This window comes from Stenotrophomonas sp. TWI273, from assembly GCF_039674765.1.
Taxonomy (GTDB): Bacteria; Pseudomonadota; Gammaproteobacteria; order Xanthomonadales; family Xanthomonadaceae; genus Stenotrophomonas.
In genome coordinates this window covers 130,178-150,988 of record NZ_JBDJOA010000001.1, presented here as the reverse complement: position 1 = coordinate 150,988, position 20,811 = coordinate 130,178, and the positions used below count along the sequence as shown (strand labels likewise).

Below are 20,811 nucleotides of genomic sequence, written 5' to 3'. Positions count from 1 at the left end.
CCAGCGCTGCTAGATCAGCACCTGCCGCGTGCTGCGAAGAAACTGATGGATCTCCTTCTCCACCGACTCATCCAGCATGTAGACCGGACGCTGGCCGTTGGGGCAACGCAGGCTGGGGGTCGTCCCGAACATGCGGCAGATCAAGGGGCGTTCTTCGTAGACCTCACAGCCCTGCTTGCCCAGATAGGGACAGCTCAGCTCCGCCAGCGCGGCAGCGTGCTCGGCATCGCTCTTGACCGGCAGCCGCGCCACTTCCTCACTTGAGGCGGTGACCGGGCCACAACAGTCCGTACACCCCACGATGCAGCGGAAGGTCGGGATCTGCTCGCGCAGCCGCTGGATCGCGTCGCGGGTGGTGTATGGCATTGCGATGGGCCCTGGAACGGCGTCGGCGGTGTGCCATTTTAACGCGTTGGCGCAGTGTTCACGCCGACAGGGTCGGTGGGCCGGCTTGCGGCCACCTGAACGCCGCGGGCGCGCCGCTTGAATCTGTGGCGGACAGACGCATTGAACCAGAGCGCCCGCGGTTGGGCGCTCTCAGGAGAAATGCATGCCGCACCATGAAAAGGTCGCCCTCGCCGGCGTCATCGAACACGTGTTCGCGCACCGCTTCACCCTGATCTGCAACGATCAGGCGTATCTGGCAGACCTCGGCCCCAAAGGGGCAGAGGCGTTTGCGCTCAAGGAAGGCGTTGCCGTCAGGCTGGAAGGGGAACAGCGTCCGTCGGAAATCAAAGTGGCCCGTATCGCCAGGAAGGGCGGCAGCTTTGTAGAGGTGGAGCACAAGAAGCCGCATCACGGCCCCAAGCATCGTCACCCGGAGGGGCCGGCGGATCCTCGTGTCGCCGTGGCCGCAGTGAAGAAGGATGGCTGGACGCCAACCGGCGAACCCGCGCGCAAGCCCAAGCACTTCGAAGTGCTCGCACGCCGTAAGGGTGGCGAGTGGACCGAGCTCCATGTGGACTTCTCGGGTGTGATCTACAAAGAGAAGCACGCCGACCCGGAGAAGTGGGGGCTGTAAAACCCGGTCGGTCTGAAGCACATGGTACCCAGAGCCCTGGAGATTCCGGGGCTCTTCTGCGTGTGGCGCCACACGACCATCACAGGCGGACGCGCATAACATGCGCGCCCCACCGGCATCGGGGCTGACCCAGCGAGCATCGAGCCAACGCACGTGAACCCACCTCCCCCTGCCCCCTTGCCCGTGCGCTCGGCTGATCGCGCGCTTGACGCCGTGAACTTTTTCCTGGCCGATGTCCGCGATGGATTGGGGCCGTATCTTGCGATCTACCTGTTGGCCGTGCACAAATGGGACCCAGCCAGCATCGGCCTGGTGATGACGGTGGCGGGACTCGCTGCCCTGCTGGCGCAGACGCCGGCAGGCGCGCTGATGGATCGGGTCAACGCCAAGCGGGCCACGGTCGTCATCGCTGCCCTTCTGGTCACCGGCAGTTGCGTCGTGCTGCCGTGGATCACCTCGTTCACGCTCGTGGCCGCGACCCAGGCTGTCAGCGCCGTCGCGGGTACCGTCTTTGCCCCGGCGATCGCGGCCATCTCGCTGGGCATCGTCGGGCCACGGGCGTTCGCGCGGCGCATGGGTCGCAATGAGACGTTCAATCACGCAGGGAACGCCGTTGCGGCGGTCCTGGCCGGGGGGCTGGCGTACATCGGAGGCCCGGTCGTGGTGTTCTACCTGATGGCCGCACTCACCCTGGCCAGCGTGGCCGCGGTGCTGATGGTGCCGGCCAAAGCCATTGACCATGAGCAGGCGCGCGGATCGCCGGCCGCACCGGAGCGACAGCCGGGGCCATCCTCCTTTGGCATGCTCCTGCGCGACCGTACCCTGCTCATGCTGGCAGCGTGCTGTGCGCTGTTCCACCTGGCCAACGCGGCGATGCTGCCCCTGGTCGGTCAGAAACTCTCCCATACCAACCCTGCGTTGGCCACCACCTTGACGGCGGCGTGCATCGTCGCGGCACAACTGGTCATGGTGCCGGCCGCGATGCTGGTCGGAACACGGGCCGATGTGTGGGGACGCAAGCCACTGCTGTTGGCCGGCTTTCTGATCCTGCCGATCCGTGGCGTGCTTTACCCACTGTCCGATGCGCCGGCATGGCTGCTGGGCGTGCAACTGCTGGATGGCATCGGTGCGGGTATCTTCGGGGCGCTGCTCCCCGTCATGGTCAGTGATCTGACCCAGGGAACCGGCCGATTCAACGTCACGCTCGGTGCAGTCTCGACGGTCTTCGGGCTGGGTGCTGCGCTCAGTCCGGGCTTGGCCGGGGTGATCGTGCAGTTCGCTGGGTATGATGTCGCGTTCCTGACCCTGGCGGCGATTGCAGCCCTGGCCTTCGTGCTGGCAATGGCCATGCCGGAGACCCGACCTCACACAGGCCGCGCTTCCACGGTGGCAGCACCGACGGACGCGACCTGACGCCAGCCACTGCGTTATTCCTGAGCCATGCATGCACGTCCCCACAACCTCCCTGATCATCTGGATGGTGACCGCCGTTGCCACCAGCGGTGTCATCTTTCGTCCTTGGCGGATCCCCGAGTATGTCTGGGCACTGGGCGCTGCCGTGGTGCTGGTGGCGACAGGTCTGGTGCCCATCCCCACTGCCATCGGGGCGGTGGCCGAAGGCGGCGACGTCTACCTGTTCCTGATCGGCATGATGGTGCTGGCCGAGCTGGCGCGTCACGAAGGCCTGTTCGACTGGCTGGCCATGTATGCCGTCCAGCACGCCAAGGGATCCGGGCGGCGCCTGTTTGATCTGGTCTTCCTGGTTGGCACGCTGGTGACCATTTTCCTGTCCAACGACGCCACCGCCGTGGTGCTCACACCGGCGGTTTACGCGGCCTGCAAAGCGGCCCGCGCCAATCCACTGCCCTACCTGTTCGTCTGCGCCTTCATTGCCAACGCAGCCAGCTTCGTGCTGCCGATCTCCAACCCCGCCAACCTGGTCGTGTTCGGCAGCCACATGCCCTCGCTGCCTGAGTGGCTGCGGCAGTTCAGCCTGCCGTCGCTGGCGGCGATCACCATGACGTATCTGGTGCTGCGCCTGGCTCAGCGCCGTGAGATCGCGCACCCCCTGGCGGAGCGGATCGAGCACCGCGCCCTGTCCGAGGGCGGTCGCCTGTGCGCCATCGGTGTCGGGCTCACCGGCATCGTGCTGCTGGTGACCTCGGCGATGAACGGCCCGCTCGGCGTGACGACCTTCTGCGCAGGTGCGCTCACCTTGGCGGCGGTTCGCCTTCGCCAGCGTCGCAGCCCGCTGCCGATACTGCGTCACGTCGCCTGGGGGGTGCTGCCCCTGGTGGCTGGCCTGTTCGTGCTGGTCGAAGCCGTTGCCCAGACCGGGGTGATCCGCACGGCGGCGCACGCATTGGATGCGCTGGCACGGACCTCGCCTTCGGAAGCCAGCTGGGTGGCAGGGATCGCGGCAGCGGTGGCGAGCAATCTGGCCAACAACCTGCCCATCGGGCTGGTGGCCGGCTCGCTGGGGCAGATGGCGGAGCTGCCGGCGCAGACCCGCGCGGCGCTGCTCATCGGTGTCGATCTGGGTCCGAACCTGTCGGTGACGGGATCGCTGGCGACGATGCTGTGGCTGGTCGCGCTGCGTCGGGAGGGCGAGAACGTCAGCGCGCTGCAGTTCTTCAAGCTGGGCATGCTGGTGATGCCACCGGCATTGATCGCGGCGTTGCTGCTGCTCTGATGATCGCGTGGCGTCGCGGCAATGCCGTGACGCCGACACGCTCAGGCGGCTTTAGGGGTCCACTGGCGCAGCGTGGCGGCTTTGAGCGACTGCTCGCCGCAGCCGGTCGGGCAACGCAGTACCCGCGCGGCCGAGGTACTGACAAAGCCAGCGCCTTCCTGCGCCTTGAAGATCACCTCACACGACAGGCAGCGCGCCACCATCGAATACAGGTGGACGATGCGGCCGCTGCAGGGGTCCTGCAGCGCGCTCACATCCAGCAGGTCGAAGTGGCAGCTGTCGGGCATCGCGCGACGGGGGAACGGAAGGGAAACGGTCGTCTGCAGGTTCACGCGTGCCAGCCTCGATGAAGTGGCACCCACTTTAGTGAGCCCGCTGTGGAGCGTGCGTGCACTGGACGACCGTGTCGTGTGATCAGAGCGTAGCCTGCGCCTGCAGCGTGAACACCCAGCTGTCCGGGCGGCTCTCATACGCCCCGGGACGGGCTACATACTGCACCGCAGGCCGCAGGATCAGCCACGGAGTGACCTGCACACCGTAATTGAGCTCCACGAACTGCTCGTTGCTCTGCACGTCCTTGCCGGTGATGCGCTGGTACTGGGCAAGGCGGTCGGAGATGTCCAGCCGGGTCCACGCCAGGCTCAGCACATCATCCTCGCGGGATGCCACCACACCGCGCCAGCTCAGGCCGGCTTCCCACGAGTACCGCATGAGGCCGGTCCTGGCATCCGCACGCGTGGCCACGCCGAATACCGACAGACCGCGCACGGTGTCGCCTTCGGGCTTCAGCACGCGCTGCGCCAGCTGGATGTACGAACCGCTGCGATGCGACGCGCGCGGTGCGGCCGGATTGCCGATGTCGTCCGCGTTGGACGTGTCCAGGTAATAGCCGACCTTGTAGGTGCCACCGTAATGCTCGCCGGTGTTGCCGTGGCTGTAGCCCACTTCCACGGGCAGGAACAGGCCGGTCTTGCCACGGTCGGACACGCGGAAGCCACTGCCCTCCTGCTTGCGCATCGGCACGACATCGTAAATGCCGGTCTGTGCGTACCAGCCCGAGGGATCAGCCCACTTCACCCGCAGGCCCCACTGGCCGGTCGGATTGTCCAGCCAACCGGAGCTGTAGATCGGGCCCAGCGGATGACCACACTGGCCGTTGTTGTTGAAATTGCAGGTGTACGGCAAGCCGCCGAAGTCGTTGCCCATCGAGTAGAAGCCGCCCTTCAGGCTCAACCGCTTGTCCAGCAGCCAGCGCTCGTAGGAGAGCTCGTTGAAGCGCAGGTTCTGCCCTTGGCCATAGAACGCCTGGTTCTGCACGTAGGAACCGGTCGAGCGGTCATTGACCGCATTGCCGAAGCGGTCGGAGAACACCACCCGCATCGTGCCGTCGAAACCGAAGGCCTTGCCGGTATCGATCATGGCACCGAAATCAACGTGCTCGGCCGTGGACCAGCCGGTACCCTTGTAGCCATCGCTGTTGACGCCCGTGGCGATCACGATGCGTGCGCTCGGGGTCACGCCACGGTCCTGCAGCCAGATGCGGGCCGCCCAGTCCGCACTGAGCGGTGTCTGGGCAATGGTGTCCACGGCCTTGGGTTTGGGGACCTCTGGTTCAGCCGCCCATGCCGGCAAGACGGCCGCGGAGGCCATCAGCCCGAGGCTTACAACGAAGGAGGTGCGCTTCATGCCGAAGCCCTCCGCTGCTTGCGCCTGGTCCACGCGCGTCGCACCAGCAGGATCACCACCACGAAAGCCGCAAGCCCCAGGATGAGCAACGGTAGCCAAAGGCGCGCGATCTTGGCCAGCAGCGGCTTCTCACCGCCGTCGCGGATCAACGCGACCTGCGCTTCGGTGACCTGGTCACCCGGGCCGAAGGTGGTCCGCACGTACGTGGCGACGGCCGCGATGTCCGCGTCACTCAGCGCCTGCACGTACGAGCCCTCGGAGAAATGCGGCATCAGTACATGTTCGCCATCCACTTGGCGGTCGATGCCGCCGATGATGGTGGCGACCAGATTCTGTGGCCGGACCATGCCCACGGTGCTGTTGTGCACCAGCGACGGGTAGTAGCCGTCGTTGCTGCCCTCGCCACGCGAGCCATGGCAGCTGGCGCAGAGGCCGGAATACAGCACCGCACCCGAGGCGATGGGCGCGTCCGTGCCGCGAATCGCGGGCTCGCCCGGCGCCGTGGCGGCATCGCCCCAGGCAAAGGCCGCGCGGGTGGCGTCCTTGTCGGCCACCGCCGGCACCGTCCGCAGATAGGTCACGATCGCGCTGATGTCTTCGTCGCGCAGTTTGGAAAGGCTGTTCGTCACCGCCTCGGCCATGCCGCCACCGGCCTGCCCCTTGCCTTCAGCTCGGCCGGTCTTCAGGTACTGGGCCAGTTCGTCATCGGTCCACCCGCCGATCCCGCTGATCGGATGCGAGGTGATGTTGGGCGCGTACCAATCGCCCAGCGAACCACCGGCAAAGGCCTTGCCGCCCACTTCCTGCATCATCAGGCCGCGTGGACTGTGGCAGCTGGAGCAGTGCGCCAACCCTTCCACCAGGTAGGCACCCCGATTCCACTGGGCACTCTGCGCCGGATCAGGTTTGAAGGGGGTCTTGTCGAGGAACAGCAGATTCCACACCGCCATGGACGAGCGCACGCTGAAGGGGAATGGCAGTTCGGTGGTACGTGCCTCCTCATCGACCGGGGCGACCGCCTGCATGAAGTAGACGTACAGCGCGTGGATGTCCTCGTCGGTCAGCTTGGCGTACGAGGTGTACGGCATCGCCGGATACAGACGGGCACCATCCTTGCGCACGCCCTCCCGGACCGCCTTGGCGAAATCGGCCTCCGTGTAGTTGCCAATGCCGTGGGACGTGGACGGGGTGATGTTGCTCGCCCAGATCTCACCCAGCGGCGAGGCGATCGCGTAGCCGCCGGCGTAGGGCTTGCCCTGCTTCGGGCTGGTGTGGCACGCCACGCAGTCCGCGGCCACGGACAGGTAGCGCCCACGTTCGACGGCGTCGTCGGCGCGCGCGGTGTGGCTGACGCCGGCCAGCAGGCCCAATGCGATGAGCAGGAAGGTCTTCATGCCGCACGCTCGATGGCATCGGCCGCGCGCAGGGCCAGCGCGGCCATGGTCAAGGTGCTGTTGACGACGCTGGCCGAGACCATCGCGCTGCCACCTGGGAGCCACAGGTTCGGGTGATCATGCGCGCGGCAATCGCCATCCACCACGGAATCGCGCGGGTCCGCGCCCATGATGGTCGAGCCCATGATGTGGTTGTTGGCATTGAGCGCCGTGGTGATCACGAATTCTTCGGCGTTGAACAGCTTGCCGATGTGCCGCAGCTGCTCGCAGGATTTGTCGTAGCCCTTGCGCGCGTAGTCGCCCAGCGAGTAATGGATGTCCGGGCACGCCAGGCCGTGGCCATCGACGCGGGTCGTGGACAGCGTCAGGCGGTTGGTCGGGTCGGGCAGCGGCTCCAGGCTGATCGACAGGTCCACGCCGTAGATCGCGCGCCGTCGGATTTCCGCGTCCAGCGCCTCACCGGCCAGCCCCATCTTCAACGCCTGGTCGGTGGCGATCGCCACCCGGCTGATGTTGTTGAGGATGATCTTGGTCGCCGAATACTCCGACCGGAACGCGCCATCGCGTGGCCCGACCATGCAGCTGGACTGCGCCGGGCCACGCCCCAGCCAGATCGGGCGGTCCGCAATGAAGGAGCAGTGGAAGCCGGAGTGGTCCAGCATGTTGCGCCCGACCTGGTCGGACGAATTGGCGATGCCGTTCGGGTTCTGTTCGTTGGCAGCGAGCAGCAGCAGGCGTGGCGTTTCCAGCGCGTTGCAGGCGATCACGAAACTGCGGCCGGTAGCCTTGTGGCTGACCTTGTCGCTGTCATACCAGTGGATGGCGGTGACCCGGTTCTGCGCATCGGTGTCGATTTTGTACGCTACGGCTTCGGCCAGCACCTTGGCGCCCAGCGCTTCGGCAGCATGCACGGTATGGACGCCGTTGTACATGGCGCCGATCGGGCAGATCGGCTGGCAGTTGTTGTTGCCACAGCACGCGGGGCGATCATTCCAGGGCTTGATCATGCGCCCCTGCGGAATCGGCACCAGGTTGTAGCCGTGCGGATTGACTACCTCGGCAAACACCTTGTCGCCGTTGCCCCACGGAATCATGTCGGCCAGGTACGGCCTGGAGCGCTCCGAGGGGCTCTGCTGCGCGGGGTCGTTCGGCCCGGAGACGCCCATGGCCTCTTCAGCGCGGCAGTAGTACGGCTCGATGTCCTCGTAGCTGATCGGCCAATCGCGCCCGACCCCGTAGGCGGACTGCATCTTGAAATCGACCGGCAGATGGCGCCAGCAGGAGGCAGCCCAATGCCAGGTGGTGCCACCGACCGCCTTGATGAAGCCCTGATGGAAGCTGCTGGCATCGGGGCCGGTCAGGCCGACGTAGTCGTTGGCGGGGAAGTACAGTGGCGCCGTGGCGAATTTCGATTGCGGGAACGGCCCTTGGAAATCGCTGCCGATGCGCCGTTCGAAGCTGACGTTGCGCCAGTTCTCGACCACGTCGGAACGGTTCAGACGGGGGCCGGCCTCAAGGACCAGGACCGATTTGCCGGCGCGCACCAATTGGTGGGCGATCAATGCACCGACAACGCCCGAACCGACGATCACGACGTCGGCATCGGCGTCGCCATCACGGAAAACCGGAGCTTTCATGGGAGGGGTTCCAGATCGATAACAGGGGAAAAAGGACCGCGCAGGCTCAGGCGTGGGCGCGAATCGGGGCCGGCGGCTCAGCGGTCCACCAGGCGGGGCCACCTTGGGCGTAGGTCGGCGGTGAAAGACCGTCATCCACGCAGCGCTGCATCAGCGCATCGCGGTAGGACACGGTCACGGCATGCACGCCTTTGCCAACGGTGCCCGTGTACCACGCGGTGATGATGGCCAGGGCCGCGGGCTTGGCATCGCCAGCGGCCGCGATCAGCGCCTGCGCGCCACTGACCTGTCCTGCCAGGGTGACCAAGGCGGGGAACTGCGCATGCAGCGCTGGCTGAAGGGTGGCAAACGCCTGTTCGATCCGGTCGGCCGTGGCCGGGTCCAGATCGGTCTTGCCGGTCAGGGCATGAGAGAGGTCGAGGAAGGCGGTGTCGGTCTTTGCCGCAGGCAATGTGGCAGCCGGCGCTGCCACCGCAGGCGCTTTGTCACGGCAGGCCGCGAGCAGCGACACCGAACCGACCGCAAGAAGGAAGCCTCGTCGTGTGAGGCCCTGCCCCCGACGACGCCCGTCCAATCCCTCGGGAATACTCATGATGTGAACTCTGCTCCGTAACACGCCGGCTCCCCGCCCGTAGACCACGGAACGGCTAAGCATCGACGGCGGCAAGGGTACTCCATGCGGTTGTCGTCAAAGAGTGATCAACGGGGTGATCACGCATCGCCAACGGCGTCGGCGCTACAAACCGGATTCGTCATCACTGCAGGAGAATCGCCATGCGAATCGTGTTGTTGAGTGCCCTCGCGACCCTCGCGCTGTCGGCCTGCAGCCAGGATGAGCGTAACGAGCAAGGCCAGCATGCCGATGCGATCGAGCAGCCTGCCGCCGCGACGGCGCCTGCGGGTGGTGAGGCCGCGCGTAACGTGCCCGGGGGTGGCAGCGGCACGGCGGCCTCCGAGGAGCAGGACTCCGGCCATGGCACCGAGAGCTCCGCGGAGCCGAAACACGCAGCGCCGCCGAAGCCGTAGCACGTCATGACGCCACTCGATAAACCACTGCGCCGGGAAGTCCAGATCGGCGACGAGACCTATACGCTGACCATCGATCCAGACGGGATGAAGCTGGTGTCCAAGGGCAAACGGAACGGCCTCACGTTGAAGTGGACCGAGCTGGTGAATGGTGACGCGGCGCTGGCGACGGCGCTGCAGGCTTCGCTCCAGGTGCGCTGAAGCCCCCAGGCCGGCGGCAACCAGCTGCAATGACCCCCATGGCCATCTGCACATCGGGCTGCATGGGTGCCGCCTGATCAGCACCAAATCCCAGGATCAGGGACAATAGCCTCCCACCGTATGCCCCGGGCTGCTGGCGGATGCCCCCTCAGGGGCCGTCGCGCGGCGCCCCATGCCCGTCATCCTGCCGCTTTTCCCGGATCTGAATTGAATACCACCGCCCTGCCCCCTGCCGACGACGACCTGCCCCTGACCGACCGCCTGCGCACCGCGCTGGACCTGCTGGAGGCCATCGAAGCCGACCGCAGCGTGCTCGATACGCTGCCCGAGGCTGATCGCGTCCGCCTGCACCAGGTGGTGGCCAAGGTGTATCACCCCGAGCCCAAGGCCCGCCGGGCCAAGCTGAAGCAGCAGGCCAAGGCGCGGCATCAGGAAAAGGTGGCCAAATCCGAGGCGCTGCTGGCGCAGACCGGTATCCGCGCCCTGCGCCGCAAGCCGGTATTCAGCACCCCGAACTACTTCCCGCCGCACGCGGCCGGTCTGCATGACGCCTCCAACGGCGAGAATGCGGCACCCACGCCGGAACCGGTGCATTCCCCGGAACTGCGCCACTGCTACGTGTGCAAGCAGAAGTTCACCCAGCTGCACCACTTCTATGACCAGATGTGCCCGGCCTGCGCCGAGCTGAACTTCGTCAAGCGCACCGAGACGGCGGACCTGACCGGTCGCGTCGCGTTGCTGACCGGCGGCCGGGTCAAGATCGGCTACCAGGCAGGCCTGAAGCTGCTGCGGGCCGGTGCCGAACTGATCGTGACCACGCGCTTCCCGCGGGATTCGGCCGCGCGTTACGCCGAAGAGCCGGACTTCGGCGTGTGGGGCCACCGCCTGCAGGTGTACGGCCTGGACCTGCGCCATACCCCGAGCGTGGAGGCCTTCTGCAACGAGCTGCTGGCCACCCGTTCGCGCCTGGATTTCATCATCAACAACGCCTGCCAGACCGTGCGCCGACCGCCGCAGTTCTATGCGCACATGATGGCCGGCGAAACCGCCGCGCTGCATGAGGTACCCGAGACGCTGCGCAAGCTGATCGGCGATTACGAGGGGCTGCGCAGTGCCGAACTGCTCGGCACCACCGCCTCGGCCGCGCTGCCGGTGGTCCAGGGGCGCGATTTCAACGCCGCCAATGGCCTGACCCGTGCCGCCGAGCTGTCGCAGGTGCCGCTGCTGGAGGACGAGCTGGTCGCCCAGCAGCACCTGTTCCCGGATGGCCGGCTGGATCAGGACCTGCAGCAGGTGGATCTGCGCGGTCGCAACTCCTGGCGCATGCTGATGGCCGAAGTGCCGTCGGTCGAGCTGCTGGAAACCCAGCTGGTCAACGCCATCGCGCCGTTCATCATCAATGCGCGCCTGAAGCCGCTGATGCTGCGCACGCCCGAGCGTGACAAGCACATCGTGAACGTCTCGGCGATGGAGGGGCAGTTCTACCGCAACTTCAAGACCACCCGCCACCCGCATACCAACATGGCCAAGGCCGCGCTGAACATGATGACGCGCACCTCGGCGGCCGATTACCAGAACGACGGCATCCACATGAACAGCGTCGACACCGGTTGGGTGACCGACGAGGATCCGGCGGACATCGCGGCCAAGAAGGTGAAGGAAGAACGCTTCCACCCGCCGCTGGATATCGTCGACGGCGCCGCGCGCATCGTCGATCCGATCATCCACGGGTTCAACACCGGCGAACACGTCTGGGGCCAGTTCCTGAAGGACTACGCGCCCACGGACTGGTAACTGCATCCGGAACCGCGTTCGGTGCGTATAGAGTGGACAGCGGGCCGCTTGCGCCCGGCCCCCAGTCGATACGAAATGAGCCCCCCACCCTCCCCCCTGGATGAAAGACGCGCGGTGCTTTGCGCCATGCAGGTCGACGGCGTGGCGTCGTTGCCCGCGCTGGACCGGATCACCGCGCTTGCCGGCTACACGTTCAACGCGCCGGTGGCCTTCGTCTCGGTCCTGGGGGATGTAAAGCAGCGCTTCATTTCCCGGATCGGTCTGCCCATGGCGCAGACCGACATCCGCTCGTCGATCTGCGCCCACGCCGTCACCTCCGGCGGCGTCCTGGTCGTCCCGGACCTCGAGCAGGATCCGCGTTTCCGCGACAACCCGCTGGTGACGCACAGTCCCCACCTGCGTTTCTATGCGGGCGCGCCGCTGGTGGCCAAAAATGGCGTGGCCATCGGTGCGCTGTGCGTCATGGACACCCGCCCGCGCACCTTTGACGAGCGGGATCAGGAGCAGTTGGCCACTCTGGCCGAGCTGGTGATCGCGCAACTCGAACTACGCAACCTCTCCGGCAACCTCGACCCGGTCAGTGGCCTGCCCAGCCGGCACCAGTTTCATACGGATCTGCCAGGCGTTCTTTCGCGCTGCGCGGAAGGAACGGCTTACGCCGTCGCGGTGGACGTGCTGGATATTCCGCGTGCCAGCCAGGTCGGCCAGGTGTTGGGCCTGCGCCCGTTGGAAGCACTGATCCGGCGTGCCGGCGTCCGGCTGCGCACCGCGCTGGAGGACGTGGCGACCGTGTACCACGTCGGAGTGACCCGGTTTGCCTTCGTGGTCGAGATGCCGACGGCAGGCCACGTCGAGAGCCTGGTCCTGGAGCTGAGGACGCGCATGTTGCGTCCGTTGATGGCCGCCGCCGTCCCGATGTCCCCCCGCTTCCATGCGGGTATCTGTGCGGTCGATACGGATGAGCAGGACAGCCATGACCTGCTGCGGCGGCTGCTGGTGAGCATGCAGGGCGCGTTCGATGCGCGGCAGCCATTCTGCTGGTATTCCGCACAGCGCGACGAGAAGATGCACCGCGCCTACCGTCTGGCCTCGGATGCCGAACGCGGCCTGCAGAACGGCGACTTCCATCTGGACTACCAGCCGCGCTTCACCCTTGACGGTCGGCGCCCGGTCTCGGCCGAAGCGTTGATCCGGTGGAACCACACCACCCTGGGGCCGATCAGCCCGGGCGAGTTCATTCCGGTTTTCGAGCGGACCGCACTGATGGATGAGGTGACCAACTGGGTACTGGACACGGCGCTGGATCAGGTCCGGGCGTGGCGCGCCCAAGGGCAGGACATTCCGGTCTCGATCAACCTGTCCAGCAGCTATCTGTCCAATGCCTCGGCCTGGCAGGACATCCGCAGCAAGCTTGAGCACAGGGCGCTGCCGTTCTCGATGATCGAACTGGAGATCACCGAAGGCGAATGGCTGCGTCCGGGGTCGCCGGCCATCGGCCACATCGCGGCGATGGCACAGGCCGGCATCACGGTGGCGATCGATGACTTCGGCAGTGGCTACAGCAATTTCAGCTACCTGTCCGACCTTCCCATCCACACCGTCAAGCTGGACAAGTCACTGGTCGATGGCATCGCCAGCAGCTCGCGCGCCCGCGCCAAAGTTTCGGCCATCCATCATCTTGCGCACGAGCTGGGCTATCTGACCGTGGCCGAAGGAGTTGAGCAGGAGGCGCAGATGGACGTGCTGGCAAACATGGGGATCGACGAAGTTCAGGGCTACCTGCTTGCCCGGCCCATGGCGCCGGCCGCGGTGATGCAGGTGTTCGAACAGGCCGCGATCACACCGCGCCCCGTCAGAGTTTGAACACCTGCTGCAGCTTGCGCGCGAACCACCCGCTGAAGACCAGCGGCGCATCCAGCGCTGACACACAGATGCACGCCACACCGGGGGTGGTCACGGGCTGATGCTCGACGTCGCTGTCCAGATCGGCCACATCGCCGGGGGCGAAATGCCCCAGGGAATCGTCATAGGCGCCGCGGAGAATCTGGGTCAGCTCGCTGTTGCCATGGCTGTGCATGGGCAGGCATTTGCCGGGGGCGATCTTGAGCATGATCAACGAGGGGTGCGCCGGTGCACGGATGCAGTGGACACCCGGGGCCATCCACCGCCATTTCAGCGAGCGGTAGGACGTCCCGAAATGCGGTGCCAGCGCGGCCGGCAGTTGATCCGGATCGTGACCAGCGGCGCTGCGGGCCACCGTTTGGTCATGCACGCCACCCGCAGGCGCGGCAGTATCCAGGCGCTCCAGCATGGTCTGCCGCAGTGCGGCCTGGCGATCCTCTGCCGAAGGCGGCGACAACTGCTGCTCCAGCAGCAGTCCGCCCACCCGTTCGGCCGAGCGCAGGTGCTGCCGGCAGTGCGCGCAGGCTTCCAGGTGCGCGGCAGCGACCACGGACATTTCCGGCGCCAAGGTGCCGGTGGCAAAGCCCAGGACGGTGGTCGGGTCCAGATGGTGACGAGGGTTCACTGCCGCTCTCCCATCAAGGACTGCAGCTGAAGAAACGCACGTCGGATATGGGATTTCACAGTGCCCAGTGGCATATGCAGCTCGTTGGCGATCTCGGCGTGGGTTTTTGCTTCGAAGTAGGACATCCGGATCAATCGGGCCTGCGTTGCGGAGAGTTCGTCCAGCCGCTGCTTGAGCCTGACGTGCTCGGTATGCCGTTCGGCCAGAGAGCCACTGCCGTCCTCTTCCTCCGCCGCCTGCTCGACCACCTCATGGGCATGCACCCAGATATGTTCGCGACGTACCCGGTCGATATGCAGATTGCGCGCCACCCGGTAGAGCCACGTGCCCAGGCTGCTGCGCGCCGGATCATAGAGCTCGGCCCGGTTCCACAGTTTCAGCAGCACTTCCTGGGCCAGATCCTCGGCCACGCCATCGGGCGCCCCCAGCCCACTCAGGTAGCGGCACAGGCGCGGCATGAAATGATCGTAGATGCGCATGAAGCACTCCCGATCGCGCGACGTGGCGACGCCGGCCATGTCGGCCGCCCAGGTTTTCAGCTCCGGGCCGGGTTGAGCGGGAACGGCAATCATCCGGGCTGCCTCGAAGGGCGTCATCCTGGCGGTGGACGGGTCAGTGTCCATCGTAGGCGAGTTCCGGCAGATCGGGGACATGGGCTTCATGGACGTGTGTACGGACGGCCGCGCGGTTTGGATGCAGCCGCTACCGGACCCGGCACCGCGGCCGGGCCAGAGGCGCCACTGTCGATACACCGGCTGCTGATATAGTCAGCCGAGCATGGCGGGCACGGTGCCCGGCCACGAATCGCAGGGAGTGGGTCATGGGTCTTCGTCAGGCAGTGGCAGGGGCAGTCGGTGGCGTTCTGGCCGACCAGTGGAAGGATTTCTACACCGTGCCGACGGGCCTGCCCTCCACGGCAGCGCTGTTCGCGGCGGTGCCGCGCGGCACCAATGCCGGTCGTGGCTCCAACACCAGCGCCTCCTCCAACATCATCACCAACGGCTCGAAGATCGTCGTGCCCGAAGGGTACGGCCTGCTGCTGTTCCAGGACGGCGCCATCACCGGCTTCGTGGCCGAACCGGGCGGCTATGAATGGCGCTCGGACGATACCAATTCGCAGTCGATCTTCGCCGGCGACGGTTTCGTCAGCCCATTGATCAAGCAGAGCTGGGAACGCTTCAAGTTCGGTGGCCAGCCGGGGTCGCAGCAGGCGGCGTTCTTCGTCTCCCTGAAGGAACTGCCGGACAACCGCTTCGGCACGCAGTCCGAAATCTACTGGGACGATGGTTTCCTCGGCACGCAGGTCGGCGCGGTCACGCGCGGCTCGTACACCCTGAAGATCGTCGATCCGATCCTGTTCGTGAAGAATTTCGTACCCGCCAGCTACCTGCAGCCGGGCCAGGTGTTCGACTTCACCGATCTGGACAACGCGGCCGCCAGCCAGCTGTTCAATGAAGTGGTGGGCTCGCTCGCGCCAGCCTTCAGCCTGTATACGAACGACCCGGGCAAGGGCAACCGCATCACCAAGCTGCAGCAGGATTCGCTCGGCTTTGCACAGAGCCTGTCCGCTGCCGTCGAGCAGGGCTACCAGTGGAAGTCCGACCGTGGCCTGGCCATCGTCAAGACCGCCATTGTCTCGATCGAGTACGACGCCAACACCCGCGAGCTGCTCAAGACCGTGCAGCGCGCCGATGCGCTGGCCGGCTCGCGTGGCAATTCCAACCTGCAGGCCAGTGTTGCCCAGGGCATCCAGTCGGCGGGCGAGAACGGCGGTGCTGCCGGCCTGGTCGGCGTGGGCATGGCCTCGGGCATGCTCGGGGTCGGCGGCATGCAGCAGCCGGTTGCTCCGGCGGCGGATGATCCGGTCGCCAAGCTGAAGAAGGCCAAGGAGATGCTCGACCTCGGCCTGATCACCCAGGACGACTACGACAAGCTCAAGGCCAAGGCGCTGGGGCTGTAAGACACCGAGCGCATCGACACCATGTCCGACCCCAAGATGCCACCGCCGATCCCGGCGGCTCCGCCACCGTTGCCGCCCTCTCCGGCGGCGCCGGTCTCCGGCCCGGGCTCGCCCCGGGAGGTCCCGCCGTTGCCGGGCAGTTTCCCGGTGGATCCGGCCACCCTGCCCCAGCCCATCCGCGATGAGGTGCAGGCCCCGGATCCGGTCGCGCTGGACACCGCCGCGGCCGAACTCAAGGACGGCCTCAACCGCTGCCCGAAGTGCGGCTCCAGCGATATCCGGCTCAAGCTGGGCACCGATGTGCTGGTCTGCCAGTTCTGCCGTCACGAATGGCACGGCGAGCGCGTTGAGGAGGCCTTCGGCTTTGGTGAAGGCATCGACCAGCTGCGCGGCACCGTCATCGCCTCGGGCGCGCGTGACATCGCCGCCGATACCGCCAGCCTGATGAGCTTCAAGTGCACCGGTTGCGGCGCCGAAGTCACGATCAATACCGAAAGCACGATGACCGCCCGCTGCCACTGGTGCCGGCATGTGTTCGGGGTCAACGAGCAGATCTCCAACGGCGCGGTGCCCGATGCGGTACTGCCGTTCCATATCAGCAAGGACGATGCGGTCGCGCGGATCCGCCAGTTCGTGGACAAGCGCCGCCTGTTCGCGCTCAAGGCGTTCAAGGATCAGTTCACGCCCGAGAATGTCTCCGGCGTCTACCTGCCCTACATGGTGGTGGACAGCAATGTCAGCGCCAGCGTCTCCGGCAAGGGCGAGATCCAGACGCGGCAGTACACCCGCGGCACCGAGAAGAACAAGAAGACGTATTACGACGCCGACGTGTACCAGGTGGATCGCCAGGTGGATTTCACCGTGGACGATCTCACCCTGGAATCCTCGGCCGAGCGTGGCAACCTCGATACGCAGACCAACACCAACAACATCATCAACGCGATCCTGCCGTTCGATACCAAGAATGCCCTGAAGTGGAACGCCTCCTATCTGGCCGGCTTCACCTCGGAAAAGCGCAACCTCGACGTGGAAAAGCTGCGCCCACGGCTGGAAGACCAGCTGCTGTCGATCGCCCGCGCCCAGGTGGAGGGCTCGGTACGCCGCTACGATCGTGGCGTGCGCTGGGAGCGCGAGCGCGTGGATGTGCACGGGACGCGCTGGGTATCGATGTACCTGCCCGTCTGGCTGTACTCGTACCACCAGCCGGGCCGCAATGGCGGCATGCTGCACTACATCGCGGTGAATGGCCGCACCGGTGAAACCATGGGCAGCGTGCCGGTGCAGCAGTGGAAGCTGCTGCTGGCCGCGCTCACCACCGGCACGATCATTGAAGCCCTCGTTCTCTTCTTCCTGGTAGCTGCCTCATGAGCGATGACAGTGGACTCTGGCTGCTTGCCGCCGGCCCCGCCGGCGCGACGGCGTTGTACTGGGCGTTGTACCGGTACTACCGCAATACCGACAAATCGCATGCGTTCGAGCGTGATACCGCGATCGAGGCCAAGCCGGTCACGGGCGCGGACCGAAAGGTCGATACCGTGACGGGCACGCAGGAGCGACGCATCCGCGGAGACAACGTGGCGGCGTATCGCACGCGGGTACAGCGCGACAGGGACAGCCCCCCACCCTTGTGACGCGTCACGGACGCGGCTCGACGAACCCGGGCGGTATCATGTGGCGTCAGTTTTCCGTAGGACGCCCCCATGCGCACGCTTTATCCAGCGATCACGCCCTTCCTCACCCATCAGGTGGCGGTCGACGACCTGCACACCTTGTTCGTCGAGGAGTGCGGCAATCCTGACGGCATCCCCGTGGTGTTCCTGCATGGTGGGCCCGGCGCAGGCGTATCGCCGACCCACCGGCGTTTCTTCGATCCGTCGCGTTATCGCATCGTCCTGATCGACCAGCGCGGCAGCGGTCGCTCCACGCCGTTCGGTGAGCTGCGTGACAACACGACACAGCACCTGGTCGCGGACGTAGAAATCATCCGCGCCCTGCTGGGTATCGAGCGCTGGCTGGTGTTCGGTGGATCGTGGGGCTCCACGCTGGCACTCGCCTACGCCCAGACCCATCCGGAACGTGCAACCGGCATCATCCTTCGCGGGGTCTATCTCGGCCGTGCCGAAGAGAACCGCTGGTTCGCCGAATCCGATGGCGGTGCACGCTGGGTGTTTCCGGAGCGCTGGGCGCGCTACGAGGCACATATCCCTGAAGACGAACGCGGCGACATGATCGCCGCGTACTGGCGTCGTCTGGACAGTCCGGACCAAGCGACCCGCATCGCCGCCGCCCAGGCCTGGCTGGGGTGGGAAGATCACGCGGCCACGCTGGAACACGACGTCGATGCCGTGTCGGGTGATGACCCACTGCACACCCTGGCCAAGGCGCGCATCGAAGCGCACTACTTCCGCAACCACGCATTCCTCGAGCATGCGCAGCTGCTGCGCGATATCGACCGCATCCGGCATCTGCCCGGCGTGATCGTGCAGGGTCGCTACGACATCATCTGCCCGGCGCGCAGTGCCTGGGACCTGGCCTGTGCCTGGCCCGAGGCCTCGCTGCAGATGGTGCTGTCAGGCCACGGTGCGACGGAACCCGCCACGGCAGATGCGCTGGTGCGCGCGACGGATGCGTTCGCAGAGCGCCAGTAAGGAGGCGTCGTGGATTCGATCTACCTGATGGTGGCGCTGGGCGCCATCGTGGCGGGCTTCGTGCAGGGGCTGTCGGGCTTCGCCTTCGGGCTGGTGGCCCTGTCCTTCTGGGCCTGGGTGCTGGATCCCAAGCTCGCGGCCACCCTCTCCGTGTTCGGCGCCCTGACCGGCCAACTGCTGGCGGCCTTCACCGTGCGCCGCGGCTTCAATCTGAAGACCCTGCTGCCCTTTGTTCTGGGTGGGCTGGCCGGTATTCCGCTGGGCGTCTACCTGCTGCCCATGCTCGACATGAACTGGCTCAAAGCGATCCTGGGCACTCTGCTGGTGCTGTGGTGCCCGGCCATGCTGCTGTCACGCCAGCTGCCACGGGTCACGGCAGGCGGGCGCGCGGCGGATGGCGTGGTGGGGTTTGCCGGCGGCATCATGGGCGGCTTGGGCGGCTTCACCGGCACCCTGCCGACGCTGTGGTGCACGCTGCGCGGTTACGAGCGTGACGTGCAGCGCTCCGTGGTCCAGAACTTCAACCTGTCCATGCTGCTGGTGACGATGGGCACCTATGTCGGCACCGGCATCGTCACCCGCGAGATGCTGCCGATGTTCGCCATCGTGGCACCCGCCATGTTGATCCCGACCCTGCTCGGCACCCGCCTCTACATCGGCATCAGCGACCTGCGGTTCCGGCAGATCGTGCTCAGTCTGCTCACCGTGTCGGGGATCGCGTTGCTCGCCTCGTCGTTGCCGGCGCTGCTGGGCGGGCGCTGAGGCCGCGCTGCGACAACGGCAGACGGTTGCCGACGAAGTTGACCACGTTCTCCATCGCATCGGGATCGACATTGCTCAGCCCGATCACCACGTAGCCGTGGCTCGGCAGCACGATGAGCGCGGCGTTCGCACCGGGCGCCCCACCCTCGTGGCCATACTGATGCTGCTCGCCCTCGCCGCTCACCATGAAGCCGTAGCCGTACCACCCCTTGGTGTTCTGCGGTGAGGTGGCCGCGTCCAATGCCGAGGCCGGGATCAGCCTGCCACTGCGCAACGCCTCGGCGAACCGGAGCAGATCGTGGGCGGTGCTGTAACCGCCGCCCGCCGACGTACCGCGCAATGGCAGGGTCTTGGTCTCGCGCACCCACCGGCCGTCGCTCAGCGTGTAGGGCACCGCGCGGCCTGGCACCAGGGTCGCCTCGGGCGCCGATCCGGTGGCGGTCATGCCCGCCGGCCCGAAGATGTGCTGTTCGACGTAGGCGTCATACGACTGTCCCGATGCCGCCTCGATGATCGAGCCCAGCAGGATGTAGCCGTAGTTGGAATACTGGTCCTGGGTGCCCGGCTGGAAGGCCGGTGCCGCAGCACCATAGACCTCCCAGTAGTCGGCCAACGTCTTGAGTGATGCTTTCCGGCGTTCGAACGCCTCGTCGAAGATCTCTCCCAGGCCACTGGTGTGGTTGAGCAGCTGCCGGATCGTGATGGATGTCGCGACCGCCTGATGGGGATAGTCCCTCAGGTGGCGGGCAATCGTATCGTCCAGTGTCAGCTTGCCAGCCTCGGCCAACTGCAGGATCGCCACCGCGGTGAACATCTTGTTCAACGAGGCGAGCCTGAATGTCGTGGAGCTATCGACCGGAATGCCCTGCTCCCGGTCGGCCCGCCCGCCCTGCCACGCCATCTGCACCTTGCCGTCCTGCGCCAGTAGAAAGGTGCCGGAGAGCTTGTCCTGTGCTGCCAGCGTGTCCAGACGGGCACGGCTCTGCGCGATGAGCGCGGGCATCTCAAGGCGCGCGGGTTTGAATGCGTCGGGTATCTCCACCCCTTCCAGCTGCAGCGTCTTCAGGTACGGCCGGTTCGCAGGATCGATGGCCACGGTGATCAGGATCCCGCGATCGCTTGAGGTGCCGCGCACGATCGCGGCGATCGTATCGGGCGTATCGACGGTCCTGGTCAGTACGTCAAACGGGCCGAAGGTCTCGCGGATGTCCAGATACCGCTGCGCGGTGTGGTCGATCCCGTGGCTCGACAACACCGCCTGCAGCGCCTGGCTGTCACCGGCGTTGTAGGCCGCCAGCCAGCGGCGGAATATCTGCTCGGCCTGCGCAGGGTCGGTGGGCACCCTGGCCCAGGTCGAGGTACTGAAGAGAAGCAGCACCACCATGAGTGTTCTGATCGGCAACATCCTGTGCTCCTTTCCGCTGGGCTGCCACCCGGCAGTCGGACGGATTATGCAGCGGCGC

General features: G+C 66.2%; 21 protein-coding genes. 12 read left to right on the top strand and 9 right to left on the bottom strand.

Annotated features, from left to right (window positions below; genetic code table 11):
* Positions 1-9: 9 nt before the first annotated feature.
* Positions 10-366, bottom strand: a complete 357-nt coding sequence (locus ABE571_RS00615) for a YkgJ family cysteine cluster protein (protein WP_313218440.1) — start codon at positions 364-366, stop codon at positions 10-12.
* Between the two features lie 184 nt (positions 367-550).
* Here ABE571_RS00615 and ABE571_RS00610 point away from each other — a divergent pair, with 184 nt between their 5' ends.
* From ABE571_RS00610 to ABE571_RS00600, 3 genes are all read left to right on the top strand, one after another.
* A complete protein-coding gene (locus tag ABE571_RS00610) occupies positions 551-1,021 on the top strand; it encodes a hypothetical protein (RefSeq protein WP_265308006.1) in 471 nt (156 codons plus the stop codon).
* A 213-nt stretch (positions 1,022-1,234) separates the two neighbouring features.
* Positions 1,235-2,434 (top strand): MFS transporter, encoded by a 1,200-nt coding sequence (locus tag ABE571_RS00605; protein WP_346492989.1) that lies wholly within the window; start codon positions 1,235-1,237, stop codon positions 2,432-2,434.
* A gap of 31 nt (positions 2,435-2,465) precedes the next feature.
* Positions 2,466-3,713: an arsenic transporter gene (locus tag ABE571_RS00600; RefSeq protein WP_346480961.1), complete on the top strand. Its 1,248-nt coding sequence runs from the start codon at positions 2,466-2,468 to the stop codon at positions 3,711-3,713.
* A 41-nt stretch (positions 3,714-3,754) separates the two neighbouring features.
* Here ABE571_RS00600 and ABE571_RS00595 read toward each other — a convergent pair whose 3' ends face one another.
* From ABE571_RS00595 to ABE571_RS00575, 5 genes are all read right to left on the bottom strand, one after another.
* On the bottom strand, positions 3,755-4,045 hold the full coding sequence (locus tag ABE571_RS00595; RefSeq protein WP_346462409.1) for a hypothetical protein: 291 nt from the start codon (positions 4,043-4,045) through the stop codon (positions 3,755-3,757).
* Between the two features lie 82 nt (positions 4,046-4,127).
* Complete coding sequence (locus tag ABE571_RS00590; RefSeq protein WP_346492988.1) at positions 4,128-5,399, bottom strand: carbohydrate porin; 1,272 nt, start codon at positions 5,397-5,399, stop codon at positions 4,128-4,130.
* Positions 5,396-6,793, bottom strand: coding sequence for a cytochrome c (locus tag ABE571_RS00585; RefSeq protein ID WP_346492987.1), 1,398 nt, complete (start codon positions 6,791-6,793; stop codon positions 5,396-5,398). The genes ABE571_RS00590 and ABE571_RS00585 overlap by 4 nt, the downstream gene beginning before the upstream one ends.
* Complete coding sequence (locus tag ABE571_RS00580) at positions 6,790-8,430, bottom strand: GMC family oxidoreductase (protein WP_346480958.1); 1,641 nt, start codon at positions 8,428-8,430, stop codon at positions 6,790-6,792. The genes ABE571_RS00585 and ABE571_RS00580 overlap by 4 nt, the downstream gene beginning before the upstream one ends.
* 46 nt (positions 8,431-8,476) lie before the next feature.
* On the bottom strand, positions 8,477-9,022 hold the full coding sequence (locus ABE571_RS00575; RefSeq protein WP_346480957.1) for a sugar dehydrogenase complex small subunit: 546 nt from the start codon (positions 9,020-9,022) through the stop codon (positions 8,477-8,479).
* A gap of 182 nt (positions 9,023-9,204) precedes the next feature.
* On the opposite strand from ABE571_RS00575, the gene ABE571_RS00570 reads away from it, so the two are divergent.
* The 4 genes from ABE571_RS00570 to ABE571_RS00555 all read left to right on the top strand — a co-directional run bounded on the left by ABE571_RS00570 (position 9,205) and on the right by ABE571_RS00555 (position 13,314).
* Positions 9,205-9,456 (top strand): hypothetical protein, encoded by a 252-nt coding sequence (locus tag ABE571_RS00570; protein ID WP_313209861.1) that lies wholly within the window; start codon positions 9,205-9,207, stop codon positions 9,454-9,456.
* 6 nt (positions 9,457-9,462) lie between these two features.
* Entirely contained in the window at positions 9,463-9,657 is a 195-nt protein-coding gene (locus ABE571_RS00565) for a hypothetical protein (RefSeq protein WP_313209863.1), read from the top strand.
* Positions 9,658-9,864: 207 nt separating this feature from the next.
* Complete coding sequence (locus ABE571_RS00560; protein ID WP_346492986.1) at positions 9,865-11,451, top strand: SDR family oxidoreductase; 1,587 nt, start codon at positions 9,865-9,867, stop codon at positions 11,449-11,451.
* A gap of 126 nt (positions 11,452-11,577) precedes the next feature.
* Entirely contained in the window at positions 11,578-13,314 is a 1,737-nt protein-coding gene (locus ABE571_RS00555) for a sensor domain-containing phosphodiesterase (RefSeq protein WP_346492985.1), read from the top strand.
* On the opposite strand, the gene ABE571_RS00550 is transcribed toward ABE571_RS00555, so the two are convergent.
* Together ABE571_RS00550 and ABE571_RS00545 are read right to left on the bottom strand one after the other, a co-directional pair.
* On the bottom strand, positions 13,304-13,978 hold the full coding sequence (locus ABE571_RS00550) for a ChrR family anti-sigma-E factor (RefSeq protein WP_346480954.1): 675 nt from the start codon (positions 13,976-13,978) through the stop codon (positions 13,304-13,306). The two genes, ABE571_RS00555 and ABE571_RS00550, sit on opposite strands and share 11 nt — an antisense overlap.
* Positions 13,975-14,601 (bottom strand): sigma-70 family RNA polymerase sigma factor, encoded by a 627-nt coding sequence (locus tag ABE571_RS00545; RefSeq protein WP_346492984.1) that lies wholly within the window; start codon positions 14,599-14,601, stop codon positions 13,975-13,977. Before ABE571_RS00545 ends, ABE571_RS00550 begins: the two co-directional genes overlap by 4 nt.
* Before the next feature lie 197 nt (positions 14,602-14,798).
* On the opposite strand from ABE571_RS00545, the gene ABE571_RS00540 reads away from it, so the two are divergent.
* The 5 genes from ABE571_RS00540 to ABE571_RS00520 all read left to right on the top strand — a co-directional run bounded on the left by ABE571_RS00540 (position 14,799) and on the right by ABE571_RS00520 (position 19,348).
* Complete coding sequence (locus ABE571_RS00540) at positions 14,799-15,938, top strand: SPFH domain-containing protein (RefSeq protein WP_121036873.1); 1,140 nt, start codon at positions 14,799-14,801, stop codon at positions 15,936-15,938.
* 21 nt (positions 15,939-15,959) lie between these two features.
* Positions 15,960-17,306: a TFIIB-type zinc ribbon-containing protein gene (locus tag ABE571_RS00535; RefSeq protein ID WP_313218460.1), complete on the top strand. Its 1,347-nt coding sequence runs from the start codon at positions 15,960-15,962 to the stop codon at positions 17,304-17,306.
* Entirely contained in the window at positions 17,303-17,569 is a 267-nt protein-coding gene (locus tag ABE571_RS00530; protein WP_313209877.1) for a hypothetical protein, read from the top strand. The genes ABE571_RS00535 and ABE571_RS00530 overlap by 4 nt, the downstream gene beginning before the upstream one ends.
* A 69-nt stretch (positions 17,570-17,638) precedes the next feature.
* Entirely contained in the window at positions 17,639-18,586 is a 948-nt protein-coding gene (gene pip, locus ABE571_RS00525; RefSeq protein ID WP_346462427.1) for a prolyl aminopeptidase, read from the top strand.
* A 9-nt stretch (positions 18,587-18,595) separates the two neighbouring features.
* Complete coding sequence (locus ABE571_RS00520) at positions 18,596-19,348, top strand: sulfite exporter TauE/SafE family protein (RefSeq protein WP_313209881.1); 753 nt, start codon at positions 18,596-18,598, stop codon at positions 19,346-19,348.
* On the opposite strand, the gene ABE571_RS00515 is transcribed toward ABE571_RS00520, so the two are convergent.
* Positions 19,287-20,753, bottom strand: coding sequence for a serine hydrolase domain-containing protein (locus ABE571_RS00515; RefSeq protein ID WP_346492983.1), 1,467 nt, complete (start codon positions 20,751-20,753; stop codon positions 19,287-19,289). The two genes, ABE571_RS00520 and ABE571_RS00515, sit on opposite strands and share 62 nt — an antisense overlap.
* Between the last annotated feature and the right edge of the window lie 58 nt (positions 20,754-20,811).

Bases quoted from the DNA above. Each gene is read 5' to 3' on its own strand.
- ABE571_RS00545 (WP_346492984.1), bottom strand. From the start codon at position 14,601: ATGGACACTGACCCGTCCACCGCCAGGATGACGCCCTTCGAGGCAGCC.
- ABE571_RS00540 (WP_121036873.1), top strand. From the start codon at position 14,799: ATGGGTCTTCGTCAGGCAGTGGCAGGGGCAGTCGGTGGCGTTCTGGCC.
- pip (WP_346462427.1), top strand. From the start codon at position 17,639: ATGCGCACGCTTTATCCAGCGATCACGCCCTTCCTCACCCATCAGGTG.
- ABE571_RS00575 (WP_346480957.1), bottom strand. From the start codon at position 9,022: ATGAGTATTCCCGAGGGATTGGACGGGCGTCGTCGGGGGCAGGGCCTC.
- ABE571_RS00535 (WP_313218460.1), top strand. From the start codon at position 15,960: ATGTCCGACCCCAAGATGCCACCGCCGATCCCGGCGGCTCCGCCACCG.
- ABE571_RS00610 (WP_265308006.1), top strand. From the start codon at position 551: ATGCCGCACCATGAAAAGGTCGCCCTCGCCGGCGTCATCGAACACGTG.
- ABE571_RS00565 (WP_313209863.1), top strand. From the start codon at position 9,463: ATGACGCCACTCGATAAACCACTGCGCCGGGAAGTCCAGATCGGCGAC.
- ABE571_RS00555 (WP_346492985.1), top strand. From the start codon at position 11,578: ATGCAGGTCGACGGCGTGGCGTCGTTGCCCGCGCTGGACCGGATCACC.
- ABE571_RS00615 (WP_313218440.1), bottom strand. From the start codon at position 366: ATGCCATACACCACCCGCGACGCGATCCAGCGGCTGCGCGAGCAGATC.
- ABE571_RS00600 (WP_346480961.1), top strand. From the start codon at position 2,466: ATGCACGTCCCCACAACCTCCCTGATCATCTGGATGGTGACCGCCGTT.
- ABE571_RS00515 (WP_346492983.1), bottom strand. From the start codon at position 20,753: ATGTTGCCGATCAGAACACTCATGGTGGTGCTGCTTCTCTTCAGTACC.
- ABE571_RS00590 (WP_346492988.1), bottom strand. From the start codon at position 5,399: ATGAAGCGCACCTCCTTCGTTGTAAGCCTCGGGCTGATGGCCTCCGCG.
- ABE571_RS00585 (WP_346492987.1), bottom strand. From the start codon at position 6,793: ATGAAGACCTTCCTGCTCATCGCATTGGGCCTGCTGGCCGGCGTCAGC.
- ABE571_RS00530 (WP_313209877.1), top strand. From the start codon at position 17,303: ATGAGCGATGACAGTGGACTCTGGCTGCTTGCCGCCGGCCCCGCCGGC.
- ABE571_RS00580 (WP_346480958.1), bottom strand. From the start codon at position 8,430: ATGAAAGCTCCGGTTTTCCGTGATGGCGACGCCGATGCCGACGTCGTG.
- ABE571_RS00570 (WP_313209861.1), top strand. From the start codon at position 9,205: ATGCGAATCGTGTTGTTGAGTGCCCTCGCGACCCTCGCGCTGTCGGCC.